18 protein-coding genes are annotated in these 17,286 nt (G+C 62.7%); 8 read left to right on the plus strand and 10 right to left on the minus strand.

Going from position 1 to position 17,286, the window contains the following annotated elements:
• Positions 1–46: 46 nt before the first annotated feature.
• The 3 genes from WN982_RS15675 to WN982_RS15685 all read right to left on the minus strand — a co-directional run bounded on the left by WN982_RS15675 (position 47) and on the right by WN982_RS15685 (position 1,557).
• Entirely contained in the window at positions 47–418 is a 372-nt protein-coding gene (locus WN982_RS15675) for a hypothetical protein (protein WP_341312852.1), read from the minus strand.
• 21 nt (positions 419–439) lie between these two features.
• A complete protein-coding gene (locus tag WN982_RS15680) occupies positions 440–1,144 on the minus strand; it encodes a glutathione S-transferase N-terminal domain-containing protein (RefSeq protein WP_341312853.1) in 705 nt (234 codons plus the stop codon).
• Positions 1,145–1,335: 191 nt separating this feature from the next.
• The gene (locus tag WN982_RS15685; RefSeq protein ID WP_341312854.1) at positions 1,336–1,557 is read right to left on the minus strand and encodes a hypothetical protein; all 222 of its coding nucleotides are present in this window, start codon (positions 1,555–1,557) and stop codon (positions 1,336–1,338) included.
• A 180-nt stretch (positions 1,558–1,737) separates the two neighbouring features.
• Here WN982_RS15685 and WN982_RS15690 point away from each other — a divergent pair, with 180 nt between their 5' ends.
• The 5 genes from WN982_RS15690 (at position 1,738) to WN982_RS15710 (ending at position 6,367) form a co-directional block, all read left to right on the plus strand.
• A complete protein-coding gene (locus WN982_RS15690) occupies positions 1,738–2,073 on the plus strand; it encodes a hypothetical protein (RefSeq protein WP_341312855.1) in 336 nt (111 codons plus the stop codon).
• A gap of 264 nt (positions 2,074–2,337) precedes the next feature.
• On the plus strand, positions 2,338–3,609 hold the full coding sequence (gene dcm, locus WN982_RS15695; protein WP_341312856.1) for a DNA (cytosine-5-)-methyltransferase: 1,272 nt from the start codon (positions 2,338–2,340) through the stop codon (positions 3,607–3,609).
• A 47-nt stretch (positions 3,610–3,656) separates the two neighbouring features.
• Positions 3,657–4,103, plus strand: a complete 447-nt coding sequence (gene vsr, locus WN982_RS15700) for a DNA mismatch endonuclease Vsr (RefSeq protein ID WP_341312857.1) — start codon at positions 3,657–3,659, stop codon at positions 4,101–4,103.
• A gap of 162 nt (positions 4,104–4,265) precedes the next feature.
• Positions 4,266–4,775, plus strand: a complete 510-nt coding sequence (locus WN982_RS15705; RefSeq protein WP_341312858.1) for a YbhB/YbcL family Raf kinase inhibitor-like protein — start codon at positions 4,266–4,268, stop codon at positions 4,773–4,775.
• A gap of 143 nt (positions 4,776–4,918) precedes the next feature.
• A complete protein-coding gene (locus WN982_RS15710) occupies positions 4,919–6,367 on the plus strand; it encodes an MFS transporter (RefSeq protein WP_341312859.1) in 1,449 nt (482 codons plus the stop codon).
• Positions 6,368–6,500: 133 nt separating this feature from the next.
• Here WN982_RS15710 and otsA read toward each other — a convergent pair whose 3' ends face one another.
• From otsA to WN982_RS15735, 5 genes are all read right to left on the minus strand, one after another.
• Entirely contained in the window at positions 6,501–7,925 is a 1,425-nt protein-coding gene (gene otsA, locus WN982_RS15715; RefSeq protein WP_341312860.1) for an alpha,alpha-trehalose-phosphate synthase (UDP-forming), read from the minus strand.
• 212 nt (positions 7,926–8,137) lie between these two features.
• Entirely contained in the window at positions 8,138–8,350 is a 213-nt protein-coding gene (locus WN982_RS15720) for a hypothetical protein (protein ID WP_341312861.1), read from the minus strand.
• A 156-nt stretch (positions 8,351–8,506) separates the two neighbouring features.
• Complete coding sequence (locus tag WN982_RS15725; RefSeq protein ID WP_341312862.1) at positions 8,507–8,728, minus strand: hypothetical protein; 222 nt, start codon at positions 8,726–8,728, stop codon at positions 8,507–8,509.
• A 110-nt stretch (positions 8,729–8,838) separates the two neighbouring features.
• Entirely contained in the window at positions 8,839–10,239 is a 1,401-nt protein-coding gene (locus WN982_RS15730; RefSeq protein WP_341312863.1) for a sigma-54 dependent transcriptional regulator, read from the minus strand.
• A gap of 306 nt (positions 10,240–10,545) precedes the next feature.
• Positions 10,546–10,812, minus strand: a complete 267-nt coding sequence (locus tag WN982_RS15735; protein WP_341312864.1) for a hypothetical protein — start codon at positions 10,810–10,812, stop codon at positions 10,546–10,548.
• 352 nt (positions 10,813–11,164) lie between these two features.
• Here WN982_RS15735 and WN982_RS15740 point away from each other — a divergent pair, with 352 nt between their 5' ends.
• The 3 genes from WN982_RS15740 to WN982_RS15750 all read left to right on the plus strand — a co-directional run bounded on the left by WN982_RS15740 (position 11,165) and on the right by WN982_RS15750 (position 13,600).
• On the plus strand, positions 11,165–12,223 hold the full coding sequence (locus tag WN982_RS15740) for a sigma-54 dependent transcriptional regulator (protein ID WP_341312865.1): 1,059 nt from the start codon (positions 11,165–11,167) through the stop codon (positions 12,221–12,223).
• A 238-nt stretch (positions 12,224–12,461) separates the two neighbouring features.
• Entirely contained in the window at positions 12,462–13,040 is a 579-nt protein-coding gene (locus WN982_RS15745; protein ID WP_341312866.1) for a hypothetical protein, read from the plus strand.
• Positions 13,037–13,600, plus strand: coding sequence for a hypothetical protein (locus WN982_RS15750; protein WP_341312867.1), 564 nt, complete (start codon positions 13,037–13,039; stop codon positions 13,598–13,600). The genes WN982_RS15745 and WN982_RS15750 overlap by 4 nt, the downstream gene beginning before the upstream one ends.
• 62 nt (positions 13,601–13,662) lie before the next feature.
• Here WN982_RS15750 and WN982_RS15755 read toward each other — a convergent pair whose 3' ends face one another.
• Positions 13,663–15,009, minus strand: a complete 1,347-nt coding sequence (locus WN982_RS15755) for a nitrate/sulfonate/bicarbonate ABC transporter ATP-binding protein (protein WP_341312868.1) — start codon at positions 15,007–15,009, stop codon at positions 13,663–13,665.
• 23 nt (positions 15,010–15,032) lie between these two features.
• A complete protein-coding gene (locus WN982_RS15760) occupies positions 15,033–16,784 on the minus strand; it encodes an ABC transporter permease subunit (protein WP_341312869.1) in 1,752 nt (583 codons plus the stop codon).
• Positions 16,785–17,286 lie beyond the last annotated feature (502 nt).

Here is a 17,286-nt window from a genome sequence, read left to right on the forward strand (position 1 = left end):
TAACCCATGAACGTAGTCTAGGAGGGGCCATAACCAGGGTAAATACCTAAGCCATGAAATCACTGTTGCTGGAAACGTGACAATGACAATGCCGGATCATCAGAACTCTGACAATAAGGCCCGCACCGAACTGCTCGGCCATTCGATGGTGAAGCAGTTCGGCGCGCGCTTGAGTACGACCTAACCTGCTCAGCAAATGCGACTCTGGATACAACCATGCGCACCGTGCGCGGAACTCTACGGACAGCCGTCGACGGTCGAGCCACACGAGAATCTGACATTGAACGCCGCTGGAGCGGTGAAGGACGCCCAAGCCGAGCAGCACTTCACCTGCATCCGTTGCGGTGCCGCGTTTGCACGCATCGTCGCCGGCCCCCTCCCGCGACAAGTCTGGATGCTGCTGAATGCCGGGCAGCATTGACTAGGCCGCATTGGAAAATCAGGCGCGCCTGGGAATCTCCAGCCCCTTCGCTACCGCCGGACGCGCGACGAATGCAGCCAGCGCCCGCTTCACATTCGGGAAATCCTGAATCCCGACCAGATCCCCTGCTTCATAGAAGCCGATCAGGTTGCGCACCCATGGGAAGGTCGCGATATCGGCGATCGAGTACCTGTCGCCCATGATCCAATCGCGCCCGTCGAGCCGCTGCTCCAGCACGCCGAGCAAACGCTTCGACTCCGCGACATAACGGTCGCGCGGCCGCTTGTCTTCGTACTCCTTGCCGGCAAACTTGTGGAAGAAACCGAGCTGGCCGAACATCGGACCGATCCCGCCCATCTGGAACATCACCCACTGGATTGCTTCATAGCGGCCCGCGGCATCCTTCGGGATCAATTGGCCGCTCTTGTCCGCGAGATAAATCAGGATCGCGCCGGACTCGAACAAGGGCAGTGGATTGCCGTCCGGGCCGTTCGGATCGATGATCGCCGGAATCTTGTTGTTCGGATTCAGAGACAGAAACTCGGGCGTCATCTGATCGTTCGTATCGAAGCGCACGAGATGCGGTTCATACGGCAGGCCGGTTTCTTCGAGCATGATCGACACCTTCACGCCATTGGGCGTCGGCAGCGAGTAGAGCTGAATCCGGTCCGGATGCTCAGCAGCCCATTTCGTCGTGATGGGAAACGCGGATAGATCGGTCATGGTGATGGTGTAACCCTTGTACGAGCGTTGCGGCTGGAAATCGGAAATTGGCGCGGGGACTCAACAGCAGGCCCCGAAAGTGGCCCCTGAAAGCAAGACCGCCAAATATAAACCGACTCAGCGCAGCGCGTGCGACGCCGCCTCAGAACACCCCACCGCGATTGTGGCCATGCGACTTTCCGCCCAAAGACTCACCACAAATCTTTGGTCGCGCTCCCAGCGCTCAGGTCATATCCTTCGCGCCACAAGGCCGCGCCGACTGTCGTCAAGAGCGTCCTTTGCTCGCCGTCGAGTTGTTCCCAAGCCGCCGCCAGCCAGTTGGCGAAGCTCGCGCAGGTGGATTCGAGGTCGACGGGCGCCTTACCCTCCAGGTACTGCCGTTCGAACATCGAAAGCACTTTTTCGGGTGTCATGGCACACCTCCTGTTGGATGCGCCAAGTCTAAAGGGAGCGCACGGTGCACGGAGCGTGCGCGGCGTCGAACCCGGGTTACTCCCAGGCCAGCACAGTTCACGGCATGCGGGCAGCAAAAACAAAAGAAAAAAAGCCTAAAGTCCCGTCGCAGCCTGCCGTTAAAAGGCCATGGAGGAGCTATGGACCGCACACACAATACGCCGACGGGGTCATCCCAAACGGCGCTGATCGATCAGGACATTGCGCATATTGGGCGCGTGATGCGGCCGTCTTTACACGGCGATCTGGGTGGCCCGATTTTCCCGGCCACCTACTGGCGCAAGCGTCTGTTTCAGCTACTCGATACCGGCAACCTTTCTCACGCGCAGTTGCGCGCAGTCGACAGTCTGTTGCTGCAAATCGACGAGTTCGACGCTTCGGCTATCCAGCCGGCGTGGGGCGCAGTGGCGCAACAAGATTTGCAGCCTGCCGCCCGCGCAGCGAATGCATCGCCGTCAGCCATCGGCCAAATCTGACGCCGCTCCTGAAGCCCGCTCCGCGGCGCCTCCTTCCAGCCTCCACGCATAAAAAAAGGCCGCGAACTACGCCGCGGCCACAACACGTCGCAACGCTGGGAATTCGCGTCACACCGTAAGCCTACACGGCCAATTGTGACATTCGCCTACCGTCGAAAGTCCACCCGCTCAAGGCGGATATTTTCTGCCCATCGTCAGCAAAAACAGGAAAAATGGGACGACATTAGGTCATAATGTCCGCAAAAATTCCCAGCAAGGACGCCCGTGACCCTCGCCGCACCGCTCGAACTGCTAAAGCAGGCGCGCGCCCGCTTTACTCAACGCGAAATCGCCGCGCACGTCGGTAAAGACATCAAGACGGTGCGCCGCTGGGAAAAAGGCGAAACACCATGTCCGGCGATGCTCGAGCCGGCCTTGCGCGATTTGCTGCACACCGGCACCGGCGCGGCTAACGGCGACGCCAGTTTCCGCTTCATCGATCTGTTCGCCGGCATCGGCGGCATTCGCTTGGGTTTCGAAGCGCACGGCGGCGCCTGCGTTTTCACGAGCGAGTGGAACGATTTTTCCACCAAGACATATCGCGAGAACTACCCGGGCGGCGCCGACCACGCGCTGATCGGCGACATCGTCTCCTTTCCCGCCGAAGAGGTGCCGAGCCACGACGTGCTGCTTGGCGGCTTCCCCTGTCAGCCGTTTTCGATCGCCGGCGTCAGCAAGAAAAACGCGCTCGGCCGGCCGCACGGTTTCGAGTGCACGACACAGGGCACGCTGTTTTTCGACGTCGCGCGCATCATCGCGGCGAAGCGCCCAGCCGCGTTCCTGCTGGAGAACGTGAAGAATCTGCTCTCGCACGACAAAGGCCGCACCTTCGACGTGATCCTTCAGACGCTGCGCGACGAGCTCGGCTACGAGGTGCATTACCGGGTGGTCGACGGCCAGCACTTCACGCCGCAGCATCGCGAGCGGATCATCATCGTCGGCTTTCGTGGCAAGACCTCGTTCTCATGGGACGATCTGCATTTGCCGGAAAACGGTCCGCGTCTCGGCTCGATCCTGCACCGGACCGACGGCAGCGAACCGGACTTGTCGTGGGATCACGACCGCTTCTTCGACCACACCAACCGGCGCGTTCAACCGAAGTACACGCTCACCCCGAACCTCTGGACCTATCTGCAAAACTACGCGGCGAAACATCGCGCGGCGGGTAATGGCTTCGGCTTCGGCATGGCTTATCCGGACAGCGTCGCGCGCACGCTATCCGCGCGCTATCACAAGGACGGCTCGGAGATTCTGGTCTATCAGGGCGAGCAGTTGCGCCCGCGGCGCCTGACGCCACGCGAATGCGCGCGGCTGATGGGCTTTCCCGACACGTTCCGGATTCCCGTCAGCGACACGCAGGCCTATCGCCAGTTCGGCAACAGCGTTGTGATGCCGGTGATGCGGGAAGTGGCGCGCATCATGCTGCCGCATGTGCAAGCCCTGCTCGCAAAGGAGACGCAGCATGGTTCGGCTCAAGCCCTCTCGCTATACGCCTAAGCTGCCCCAGACAGACCCGAGCAACCCAAGCTATCTGAGCCTTAACGATGGTCGATATCGTCGATAGCGCGACGCGCAGCCGGATGATGTCCGGCATTCGCGGCCGCAACACGAAGCCGGAGATCCTGATCCGCAGCCTGCTGCACGGCCGGGGCTTCCGCTTTCGGCTCGACGCCCGCGATCTGCCGGGCCGGCCGGATATCGTGCTGCCGCGCTACCGCGCCGTCGTGCTGGTGCACGGCTGTTTCTGGCACGGCCATGACTGCCACCTGTTCAAGTGGCCGCAAACCCGGCCGGAGTTCTGGCGCGACAAGATCGGCCGCAACCGCAGCAACGACGACAAGGTCCGGCAAGCATTGCTCGCAAGCGGCTGGCGCGTCGCGGTGGTGTGGGAATGCGCTTTGCGCGGCGCCAATCGCGATATCGAGGGCGTGTTGCAGCGGCTCGTCGAGTGGCTGCGCAGCGACGCGCCGAGCTTCGAAGAACGCGGCTGAAAGCCACTTGTAGCCTGCCCGGTGCAAGCGAATCCGAAGGCCGCTGGTGATACACTCGATTGGTTGACCCGGGGCGTTTTTGCAGGCCGATACGGCAATATGTCGGCAGCATGAAACCGCGCCCTGGCCATCTCCAGAACCAACCTTGAAGGGAGGCATGCGATGGCTGATTTCCGTCTCTGGTCCGACGAGTTCCCCACCAACGGCTTTATGCCGAAAGCCCACGAATTCGACGACAAGTCATTCGGCGTCGACGGCGAGGGCGAAAATATTTCGCCCTCGTTGCAATGGGAGGCGCCCCCGGCCGACACGCAAAGCTTCGCACTCACGGTCCACGATCCCGATGCGCCTACAGGCAGCGGCTTCTGGCACTGGGTCGTCGTCAATATTCCAGCCGATGCGCGCTCGCTGCCGCGCAACGCCGGCAAGGCAGACGGCTCATTGCTGCCGCAGGGCGCGCTGCAAGTGCGCAACGACTACGGCACGGTCGGCTTCGGCGGCGCCGCGCCGCCGCGCGGCGACAGGACGCATCGCTACATCTTCCGTCTGCATGCGCTGAAGGTGCCGCACCTGCCGATCAACCCGGAGACCACCAACGCGGTCGCACGCTTCATGACGCATCTGAACGAAATCGATTCAACCACGCACACCGGTCTGTACGAACTGAAATAACGCGTGAGACGCGATGCCGGTATGCCTCGGTATGCCATGTTGTACCGGCATCGCCGCTGCTGCCGTCGTTCATTCCAGCGCGGCAGGCGGCGCGCGCGGCTCACCATGTGACTCATGAGCCGCCCCCAACAAATCAAAAGACGATGCACGCACAACCATCGCGCAAGGACGGCTCCACGCCAGCCGACGCCGCTGACACACTCGCCCCCGGTACATCGTTCGCGGATAGCACCGCGCAAGGCTTGCCGGTTCCGCAACGCTACTGGGCGATGCTGGTTATCGCGCTCGCCCTCACGCTGGCGGTGCTCGACAGCGCGATCGCCAACGTGGCCCTCCCCACCATCGCGCGCAATCTGCATGCGAGCGCCGCCGGCTCGATCTGGGTCATCAACGCGTATCAGCTCGCCATCACGATCTCCTTGCTGCCGCTTGCGTCGCTCGGCGACCGCATCGGCTATCGGCGCGTCTATCTGTTCGGGCTAATCCTGTTCACCGTTGCGTCGTTCGGTTGCGCGTTGTCCACGTCGCTGCCGACGCTCGCGCTCGCGCGCGTGGTCCAGGGCTTCGGCGCGGCAGGCATCATGAGCGTCAACACGGCTCTTGTGCGCATGATCTATCCGCCGACGCAGCTCGGCCGCGGCGTCGCGATCAACGCGATGGTGGTCGCGGTGTCGTCCGCGGTCGGACCGACGGTCGCCGCCGGCGTGCTCGCCGTCGCCTCGTGGCCGTGGCTGTTCGCGATCAATGTGCCGATCGGCATCGCGGCGATCGTCGGCGGATTCAAGGCGCTGCCGCTGAACCGCGGCCACGATTCGCCGTACGACTATCTGAGCGCGGTGATGAACGCGTTCGTATTCGGCCTGCTGATCTTCGCCGTCGATGGTCTCGGACACGGCGAGCGGCTCGGCTACGTCGTGGTCGAAGCGCTCGGCGCGCTCGTGATCGGCTACTTCTTCGTGCGCCGTCAGTTGACGCAGCCCGCACCGCTCTTGCCGATCGATTTGCTGAGGATTCCGGTGTTCGCGCTGTCGATCGGCACGTCCGTCTGTTCGTTCTGCGCGCAGATGCTGGCATTCGTGTCGCTGCCGTTTCTGTTGCAGGACACGCTGGGATTGTCACAAGTGCAAACCGGTTTGCTGATCACGCCGTGGCCGCTGGCGATCGTCGTTGCGGCGCCATTGTCGGGTGTGCTGTCGGACAAGGTGTCGGCGGGCTGGCTGGGCGGCATCGGACTCGTCGCGCTGACCGCGGGCCTGCTGCTGCTCGCCACGCTCGGCGCGCATCCCGAGCCGGTGCAGATCGCCTGGCGCATGGCGCTGTGCGGTGCGGGCTTCGGCATTTTCCAGTCGCCGAACAACCGGACCATGCTGTCGGCCGCGCCGCGCGAACGCAGCGGCGGCGCGAGCGGCATGCTCGGCACCGCGCGGCTGACCGGGCAGACGCTCGGCGCGGCGCTGGTCGCGCTGATCTTCGGTGTCGCGCCACAGCATGGGCCGACCGTCGCGTTGTATGTCGCCGCGTGCTTCGCGGCAGTCGCGGCCGTGGTCAGCACGCTGCGGGTCATGCAGCGCGTGACCGTGCAGCCGGCCTGAGCCCGGATGCAACAAGGGCGCGAATCGCACGATGCGCGCCGCGCCCTTCTCCATCGCTTCAATCCTGCTCGAACATTGTCGACGTGACCGGCACGCGCGATATAGAAAAACCGCGCCGCCGCCCTCGATCCGGTTACGTTGCCGTCACGTCAGCGAGCTTTACCGCTTTGGCCGTCACTGAAGAAGCCGTCGCGACATTGCGCAAGTCGGCGAGGAACGTATCGCGCCAGACCGACAGATTGTTCTCGCGCATCGGCGCCATCATGTCGGCGTGACGTGCCTGCCGTTCGGCGAGCGGCATCGACAGCGCGCGCTCCAGCGCCTCGGCCATCTGCGACAGGTCGAACGGATTGACGACCAGCGCGCCCGGCAATTGCTCGGCCGCGCCCGCGAATTGCGACAGCACCAGCACGCCCGGATCCGCCGGATCCTGCGATGCAACGTACTCCTTCGCGACCAGATTCATCCCGTCGCGCAGCGGCGTCACATAGCCGACCTGCGATTGACGGAACAGCGCCATCAACAGATTGCGCTCGTATTTGCGGTTCAGGTACTGGATCGGCGTCCAGTCGAGTTGCGCGAAACGGCCGTTGATGCGCCCCGCTTCGCCCTCGAGCGTCTGACGAATCCGCTGGTAGGTTTGCACGTCAGCGCGAGTCGGCGGCGCGATCTGCACCAGTGACACGCGCCCGTGCCAACCGGGCGCATTCAACAGCAAGCGTTCGAACGCCTGGAAGCGCTCCACCAGCCCCTTCGAATAATCGAGCCGGTCGACGCTCATGATCAGCTTGCGCCCACGCATGCCGTCGCGCAGGCTGCGCACCGGCTTGCGGTCGGTGAACTGCTCTGCGGCCTTGGCGATGACGTCGGGATAGATGCCGATCGGGTAAGCGCCGACTTTGAGGAAGCGGTTATAGGCGTGCACCATACCGTCTTCGCTCGTACTCCCATGCTGGCCGCGCTCGATATAGTCGACGAACGACTGGCGATCCGCCTCGGTCTGGAAGCCGACCACGTCGTAGCTGCACATGGCCTTGAGCAATTCTTCGTGCGGCGGAATCGTCCGGAGCACTTCCGGCACCGGAAACGGAATATGGAGGAAGAAGCCGATCGGATTTTTCACGCCGAGATCGCGCAGGCAGCGCGCGAACGGCAGCAGGTGATAGTCGTGAACCCAGATGATGTCGTCGGGCTTCAGCAGCTCCTTGAGCTGCTTCGCGAGCGTCGCGTTGACGCGCTGGTAGCCCGCGTATTCCTGCCGGTCGTAGCGCGACAGGTCATTGCGATAGTGGAACGTCGGCCATAGGGTCGCATTCGAAAAGCCGCGGTAGTACTGGTCATAATCGCGCTTGGTGAGGCCCACCGTCGCGTACGTGACATTGCCCTGCTTTTCGATCACCGGAGCGGACGATTCAGCCACCGTCTCGCCGCTCCAGCCGAACCAGACTCCGCCGGTTTCCTTCAACGCGTCCAGCACGCCAATCGCAAGCCCGCCCGCCGCTGGACGCCCTTCCTGGGTCGGCGCGACACGATTCGATACCACGATCAGTCTGCTCATTGGTGCTCCACCTCTGTCAGTTATTTCGTTGCATACGCATATGCGCCGAAAAGGTGCATGCAAGTCGTGTGCCGTTTTATGAGACAGCAGAAATAAAAATGTATGCAAATGTGACGGACGAGCGAAAACGCGCGAAGTCGTCGCACCGTGAAGAATTTTTTTCTGCTTTGTATGACGAACCCAAGCGCCTTCAACCACCCGGCAGACGGCGTTCAGGCGTCCTGCTCAGAGCCCAGATCGCGCTGATATTCCAGCCCTTCCGGACGCACGCCGCCCTGGTTGTGCTCGCCGTCCGGCGGAGCGTTGGGCGCGACGCGGTTCTGCGCGGCCGGATCCGGCGACGCCGACGGGTCGCTATTGCTGCTGGACGGCCGGGAATCGCGCTTCGAGTGGCGCGCGGAACGTCGCAGTGCTGGATGTCTCATGATCGCTGCCTCCAGGGGGGAAGGCCACCGCCGAAACAAGGCGGCATCAATATAGTCTAGGGGTCACGAAGGTAAATTGCCGGTAAAAGATGCGCCGGCTTTGTAACAAGTACATAAAATCGCCGCGCCGGTATGTGCTGCAACGCACAAAGCCTGTCAGCGTGGCATGCGCTGCTGCCGAGGCCGGCCGGCTTGCGGCGTTTGAGTCGGTTGCGGCGGCGGATCGCCGATCGGCGGCGCAACCGGTTCGTCCGGCTCCGGCGTCGGGGTTGTGTCGGGCTCATCAGGCGTGAACGGCGGCTCGACCGGCTCGGGACGGTGAGCGTGCCAGGCTAGAGGAAGCTCGGGAAGCGCGGGAGCGGCAGCGTATTCCGGCATGGCGGTTATCCTCGTTTTAGCGTTCCATTGAATCGAAGCAAGGCCCGTGCCGTAATCGACGCGCTCCCGGCGCGATCGCGCTGTGAGATGTGCGTAGCAGGCGTGGCGCTTTAAGCGTCGGCGCCGCGCAAGGCGCGCGATTCGTCGGCGGCGTCGCTTTCGTCACGCGCGTCGTTGCCGTACTCGACCAGACGGTTGTACAGCGTCTTCAGACTGATGCCGAGAATCTCAGCCGCGCGCGTTTTCACGCCGCCGCACTGTTCGAGGGTCGCGAGAATCAGCTGACGGTCCGCTTCGGCGAGCGACGTGCCGAATGCAATCGTGATCGCCGTGCCGGCCGCGGGCTTGGACAGCGTGATCTGCAACGGGACCGTTGCCGTGCTGTCCGAATCCGCACCCGACATGATGTGCGCGCGCTGCACGTAATTCTTCAACTCACGCACGTTACCCGGCCAAGGATACGACAGCAGCATATCCTTCACCGCGGCGGGGAAATGCTTCTTCGTGCTGTGACGTTCGTTGAGTTCGTCGAGGAAGGCCTGAGCAAGCAGTTCCACATCCTTGCCCCGGTCGCGCAAAGGCGGCAGGCTGATCGGGAACACGTTCAGGCGATGGTACAAGTCGAGACGCAGTTTGCCTTCCAGCACCGCCTGCTCCGGATCACGGTTGGTCGCGGCGATCAGGCGCACGTCCGTTTCGATTTCCCTCGTCGTGCCGACCCGCATGAACATGCCGGTTTCCAGCACGCGTAGCAGCTTGACCTGCAACTCGATCGGCATTTCGGTGATTTCGTCGAGAAACAGCGTGCCGCCGTTCGCGCGCTCGAAATAACCCTTGTGCTGCCGGTCCGCGCCGGTGAAAGCGCCGCGCTCGTGGCCGAACATTTCCGACTCGATCAGGTTCGGCGAGATCGCGCCGCAGTTCACCGCGAGGAACGCGTGCTTACGGCGCAGGCTAAGCTGATGCAAGGTCTGCGCCGCGACTTCCTTACCCGTGCCCGACTCGCCGACCAGCATCACTGAGGCCGCCGTCGGCGCGACGCGGGCGATCTGGTCGTAAACCTCCTGCATAGCCGGCGAATTGCCGAGCATCAGACCGAAGCGGCCCATGCGGCGCAACTCGCCCCGCAGCGTGCCGATTTCCGCCTTCAGATCGCCGGGGCGCGGCAGGCGCGAGAGAATCGCCTTCACGCGCTGCATATTGATGGGCTTCACCAGGTAGTCGGTCGCGCCCATTTTCAGCGCGTTGACCGCCGATTCCACCGTGGCATGGCCGGTAATCACAATTACCTCGACGCCCGAGCGCGGATCGAGATCTTCGAACAGATCGACCCCGCTGCCGTCGGGCAGCTTCAGGTCGGTAAAGACGACGTCCGGCATCTGCCGGACCAGTTGAATGCGCGCTTCGCGCAAATCACCTGCCGTGGCGGTGGTGAGGCCGTCTTCCCCGATGATGGCGGAGAGCGCCTCGCGGGTACCGGCATCGTCATCGACAATCAATACGTGTGGCATCGCGTCTCGAAAACCCGAAAGCTTGAATGGAGGACCATGCTGAACCGCATGCTAAAAAAGCCGGCCGGCGGCGTTTCGCCTGCCCGCGATGCGCCCGGATGTGAGCACACACTGACTTCCTGGCAAAAGCACTGAACCCTTGACTTAATTCAATATCGCAACAATATACGAAAAAACCCGCGGGTTTGATGCGCCATTGTTGTGTATTTGCCTATTATACGGCGTTATCGGGACAAGACAGGTCCACATCCCGGCCGTCGCGCGGCAAAGCGCGGCGCACCGGCGATGCGGTGGACGCAGCGGCGTTCAGCTGCGCGGAAACGGCCATGCGCCACCGTTGCCGTTCAGATGCTCCGAGTCCTTGACGGCATGGGTGGCCGGACTGACGCTCTCCGGCTCGACACTGCCGGACGCTGTAGCGGGCGTTGCCACCGAACCGCCCTCGTCTTCCCAGCGGCTCAAATCGCGCTCCGCCGGAACCTGTGATGCGCGGTTTTTCTGCACATAGCGCAGGGCCAACAAGCCGCCGACAACCATTAGCGCGCCGAAAATGCCAAATTTAGATCGTGCCATCGTGAACTCCTTTTGGTCAGGAAGCGGATCAGCGTCGAGTGGCCTGCGCCTTGGCGAGCGGCCAGAACGCCAGGCAGGAAACCGACGCGGAAGCAGACACGCACCGGCTGTGAGCCGCAAACACCGTGCCGGGTCAATCTGCCGCTCGTGGACCTCAACCTCTTCCCGTCTGGCACTTTCGACTGGCCTCTCATCGTGTATTTCGCCGGCCGTCACACGGATTGCCGCAAGCGCCGTCAAAGTGGTTAAATCGACTTTTGTGAGATATTGGCCGCCGGGGTCGCAGGTCACCATCTCGTTATAGACCTGCGCGCCGCAACAACGAACCACATTTGCACAGGACTCCCCGTTTATGGCGTCAACCGATCTGGACTCGCCCACCGTCTCCGCCGGCGGCCATGCTTCGGCACAGGCGAAGCAGCGCGTCGCGGACGGCATCGCGGGCCTGAAATCGTACGGGCTGCTGTACGGCTCGTCACCGGTGATGCTGGATCTGTACGAACAGATCGAGCGCGTCGCCAGCACTGACGCGACCGCGCTGATCATCGGCGAATCGGGTACCGGCAAGGAGTTGATCGCCCGCACGATTCACGATCAAAGCAGCCGCAAGGAGGCGCCGTTCATCGCGGTCAACTGCGGCGCGATTCCCGATGAACTGATCGAAGCCGAATTATTCGGCCACGAGAAAGGCAGTTTCACGGGCGCGGTTCAGGGCCGAGTCGGCTACTTCGAACATGCGAACGGCGGCACGCTGTTCCTCGACGAAATTACTGAGATGGCGCCGGTACGCCAGGTCAAACTGTTGCGCGCGCTCGAGACCGGTACGTTCTATCGGGTCGGCGGCAACGAACTGATTCACGGCGACGTGCGCGTGATCGCCGCAACCAATCGCGACCCCGCGGTGGCCGTCAAAGAAAACGGCCTGCGTGAAGACCTCATGTACCGTCTCGCCGTTTTCCCGTTGCGCGCGCCGCCGCTGCGCGAGCGCGACGGCGATCGCGAGCTGCTCGCGCAACACTTCCTCGCTTTGCTGAACCGGCAGGAAGGCGCGAACAAGAGCTTCAGCAAACGGTCGCTCGAAACGCTGCGCACGTGGTCCTGGCCGGGCAACGTGCGCGAACTGAAAAATGCCGTGTATCGCGCATTCATTCTCGCGGAGAAGACGGTGGAGTTGCCGCATCCGCATCTCGCGTCGCGCGTGAAAAAGCCCGTCACGCAGGGCGATACCATGAGCGTGTGGATCGGCACGCCGCTCGCCGATGCGCAAAAGCAGATCATTCTCGGTACGCTGAAATATTGCGGCGGCGACAAACGGCGCGCGGCCAAAGCGCTCGGCGTAAGTCTGAAAACGCTGTACAACCGCTTGAGCACCTACGGCAACGACGACGCGGAAGAAGAAATCGAGCAATAGGCTGCGTCATCCCGGCTTCAATCCATTCGCACCACCAGGTAAATCGGCATCTGCTCAACAGAAACCGATTGGACTTGCATCATCTTTTGCAATTGTTTGCACTTTCCCTCTGCCAATTACAAATGGCATCCTGCAAAATGCGGCAGCGCGTATTGCAACGAAAGGATCGACGTGCCGTTCGTTCACAAACTCGCTTTGAGCGTGAATGAAAGGCACAGGCAGAAGCAGAGATAGAAAAATGCAAAAAAGTATGGTGTGGGCCGTACGAAAAAAACCAACGGCCAAACGCGGATGCTCCAATGCAACGGCGTTTGTCGCGTTGGCGGTTGTGATCTCGTCGGCGTTGAGCGGTTGTGGTTCGCTCTACTCGGAAGGCGCCACCACCGGCGCCGGTATCGCAGGCGCCGCGCTCGCGGCGAAGGTCACCAACAATGCAGCGGTCGCCACCGGCATCGGTCTCGGCGCGGTGGCCGCGGCCCGCGCCGGAGTGCAATACTCGGAGCGCGTGGTCCACAAGAATACGCAGGACGGCATCGCCAAAATCGCCGGACCGCTCGAAGTCGGCGCAATCGCGCCGTGGAGCGTGACCCACTCGATGCCGATCGAAGACGACGAACATGGCCGCGTCACCGTCAGCCGCACGATCAGCAGCGGCGCGCTCGACTGCAAGGAAATCGTCTTCTCGGTCGATCAGACCGTCACTAAAAATGTGCCCGCGAGCAGCGCGTTCTATGTCGCTTCGATCTGCCGCGACGGCGACAACTGGAAATGGGCGTCGGCCGAACCCGCCACCGAACGCTGGGGCGCGCTGCAATGAAGGGGCGACTGGTTTCGCGTTTGGTTCCGCGTTTGGTCCCACCTGCGCTTTCCAGCAACCGGCTGCGGCTCGTACTGGCCGGCGCACTCTGTGCCGGCGCCAGTCTGCTGACGAGCGGCTGCTCGTCGGTCGGTGCGGCGAGCGGCGCGGCGGCCGGCGTCGCGTCGGGTCTCGTGACCACCAATCCGGCCGTGGGCATCGGCGTCGGCATCGCGGTGCAGGCGGCTACCGACGAAGCCATCGGCCGCTATATGCGCAACATGCACGCCGATCAGCAGAACCTGATCGCCGCGTTAGCAGGCGCAATGCCGGTCGGCGAGACGCGGCCCTGGGCGGTCAAGCACACGTTGCCGATCGAGAACGGTCACGGCAAGGTGCGCGTGACGCGCGCGTTCGGTTCGGCGCTGACGCTGTGCAAGGAATTCGTGTTTTCAGTCCAGGACGGCGACGGCCCGAACGCGCACGAAGACTGGTACACCGGCAGCGCGTGCCAGCAGAACAAAGGCTGGAAGTGGGCGTCCGCGGAACCGGCGGTCGAACGCTGGGGCAATCTGCAATAAAAAAGCGGCAGGGTCTCCCCTGCCGCTTTTTGCTTGAAGCGTCTTAGTCGTCTCGACCGCGCTTAAGACTCCACGTCTTCCAGACTGAAAATTTCGGTCTGGTCGTTGTACGAGAAGATCTCGCCATAACGGCCCCAGTTGATCACCGCGTCGAGCGTCTCTTCCGCGGCGCTGTCCGACAGAAAATCCTCCAGTTCCTGCTCGAAGCGCACCCGCGGCGCGCGATGCCCCGGCCGTTCGTTCAAGACCTTCTTGATCCGCGCCGCCAGCGGCACGTGCCGCAGCAGATGCTCGGCGAACATCATCTTGCGTTCTTGCGTGCCGAACTCGGCAAACACCCGCGCCGGCGGCGTCAGGAAAATGTCGCCTTCACGCACGTCGGCGAAACCCAGGTGCTGCAGCACTTCGGCGACCGGGAACAGATCGTCCACCTCCAGATGCAGCGAGCGGGCGATTTCCGGCATGTCCGCGCGGCCGTGGTACGGCGCGGCGGCCAGCGTCTCGATCAGACCGGCCATCAAGTTGGTCGACACGTGCGGCAACCAGCTGCCGAGTTCGAGGCCCTTCTTGGTCGCTTCGTCGGTCTGGCGCGCGGTCATCTTTGCGTAGATCTCGTCGACCAGACGGCGGAATGCCGGATCCAGCCGGTTGCGCGGATGCTTGAACGGCACCTTGATCTCGGCGATCACGCGGCCCGGGTTCGACGACAGCACCAGAATGCGGTCGCACATGAACACCGCTTCCTCGATGTTGTGCGTGACGATCAGCACCGATTTGATCGGCATGCGGCCTTGCGTCCACAGGTCGAGCAAGTCGGTACGCAGCGTTTCGGCGGTCAGCACGTCGAGGGCGGAAAACGGCTCGTCCATCAGCAGCAGCGTCGGATCGACCACCAGCGCGCGTGCAAAGCCGACGCGCTGACGCATGCCGCCCGACAACTCGCGCGGATAAGCGTTTTCAAAACCGTCGAGACCGATCAGGTCGATCGCGGCCAGCGCACGTTCGCGGCGCTCGCGCGCACCCACGCCTTGTGCTTCGAGGCCCGCTTCCACGTTCTGCAGAACGGTCAGCCACGGGAACAGCGCGAAGGTCTGGAACACCATCGCGACGCCCTTCGCCGGGCCGTCGAGCGGCTTGCTCATATACGTCACTTCGCCATCGGTCGGCTCGATCAGGCCGGCGATGATACGCAACAGTGTCGACTTGCCGGAGCCCGAACGGCCCAGCATGCCGACGATCTCACCTTCGCGCAGCGACAGGTTCACATCGTCGAGGACGAGCAACTCACCTTGAGTCTTGTTGAACCCTCTGCACACGTCCTTGACGCACAGAATCTCATCACCCAGGCGCGGAGGCATCGGCGGCGTCTGGACCGGCGCGGCGGTTACGGCAGCTTTAGGATTTTGCATCGCGTTTTGCCTTAAATTTACTGTCAATCGAGCCGAAGCTTGGCCTCGGCATAGGCGTACATCGGACGCCACAGCAGGCGGTTGAACAAGGTCACAAACAGGGACATCACGGCAATGCCGAGAATGATTTTCGGAAAGTCGCCCGCGGCGGTAGTCTGCGCGATGTACGCACCCAGACCGTGTGCGACGACTTTGGTATCGCCCCACTGAACGAACTCGGAGACGATACTCGCGTTCCACGCGCCACCGGATGCGGTAATCGCGCCCGTCACGTAGTACGGGAAAATGCCCGGCAGCATCACCTTGCGCCACCACTGCCAGCCGCGGATGCCGAAGTTGGTGGCCGCCTCCCGGTAGTCATTCGGGTAGGAACTGGCGCCCGCAATCACGTTGAACAGGATATACCACTGGGTGCCGAGCACGATCAGCGGCGACAGCCAGATGTCCGGGTTCAGGTGAAAGCGCACGATCACGATCACGAACACGGGAAACAGCAGGTTGGCCGGGAACGCGGCCAGAAACTGCGCGAGCGGCTGGATCTTTTCGGCGAGCGCCGGACGCAGCCCGATCAGCACACCGAGCGGCACCCAGATCAGCGACGAGAGAGCGATCAGCAGCGCCACGCGCATCAGCGTGATGAGGCCCAGCAGGACCACGTGCTCCACTTCGTCGAGCGTCACACCGGTGCGCACATAAGCCACCACACGATAGACCACATACACGGTCAGCAGGATCACCAGGATCCCCCAGACGATGTCGCCCACGCGCGACGATTTCTGGCGCTGCGGAATCGCGAAGCGAACGCGGTCGAATGCCGGCAGACGCATCGGCACGCGCGCGGCGTTCGCGAAGACCCAGCCGATCGGCACGAGCAGGCGGTGAATCAGGCGGGTACGGCGGATCAGATCGAGCAGCCACGACTCCGGTGCGTTGCCGGAGCTCGTCGTTTCCATGCGGAACTTGTCGGCCCACGCGACGAGCGGGCGGAACAGGAACTGGTCATAGGCCAGAATCACGACCGTCATCGCCAGAATTACCCAGCCGATCGCGTGCATGTTCCTATCGGAGATCGCCTGCGCCAGGTACGCGCCGATCCCCGGCAGCGTAATCGTGTTGTTGCCCACCGTGATGGCTTCGGAGGCCACGACGAAGAACCAGCCGCCCGACATCGACATCATCATGTTCCAGATGAGGCCGGGCATCGAGAACGGCACTTCGAGCTTCCAGAAGCGCTGCCATCCGGTCAGATGGAAGCCGCGCGAGACTTCGTCCAGGTCGCGCGGCACCGTGCGCAGCGACTGATAGAAGCTGAAGGTCATGTTCCACGCCTGGCTCGTGAAAATCGCGAAGATCGCCGCGAGCTCCGCGCCCAGCACGCGCCCCGGGAACAACGCGACGAAGAACGTGACCGTAAACGAAATGTAGCCCAGCACCGGCACCGACTGCAGGATGTCGAGAATCGGCACCAGCACGAGGCCCGCACGGCGGCTCTTCGCGGCGAGCGTGCCGTAAATCAGCGTGAAGGTCAGCGACGCCACCATCGCCGCAAGCATGCGCAGTGTGGTACGCATCGCGTATTCAGGCAGGTTCGTCGGGTCGAGCGAGATGACCTGGGTCTTCAGCGTCGACATCGGCGCCAGCGTCTGATGAAAGCCGATGGCGGCCATCGCGATCACGCAGATGATCAACGGGAAGGCGACGAAATCCCAGCCGTTAGGCAGCAATCGCCACGCCGAAGCATTGGCGGTGCGTTTCAGGTCGAAACTGAAGTCCATCAGGCGCCCTCCCCGTTGTGACAAGCATTCAAGTGCATAAAGGAGGCCGAGGCTTCGGCGCGGCGGTCTGAAGATTGGTCCGGAAAGCGGAAATCAGGCATGGCAAAACGCGTGTGCGCGGTAAATCGTTAGCGTTGGAGACACGTAGACCGGTGGCGGACGTGTCCTCGGGCATGCCCTGGACCGGTACCGCGAAGCCGGACTCCTCTGTCGCCGCAGGCGCCGCCCGTAGGCTGGCGAGCTCTCCTTGTTTTGGACGGCACGACACTACACCATCCTATGTTTCAGGCACAACCTTTCCCAGTAAATAGCGGCAAGCACCCAGCAAAGGCCCTCGGTTCATCACTGGCAAGCCGTACCGCAATTATTTACCGTCGCGCGCCAGCCACACCCGGACCCGGTCTCGGATCCATCCGGCGCGCTCCAGGCTACCCGGAAAACCCGTTGAACCATTCAGAAACCCGGCACGGTGCCGTTAAGAACCTGATGGGCTATGCGGGTG

This window comes from Paraburkholderia sp. IMGN_8 (assembly GCF_038050405.1).
GTDB lineage: Bacteria > Pseudomonadota > Gammaproteobacteria > Burkholderiales > Burkholderiaceae > Paraburkholderia.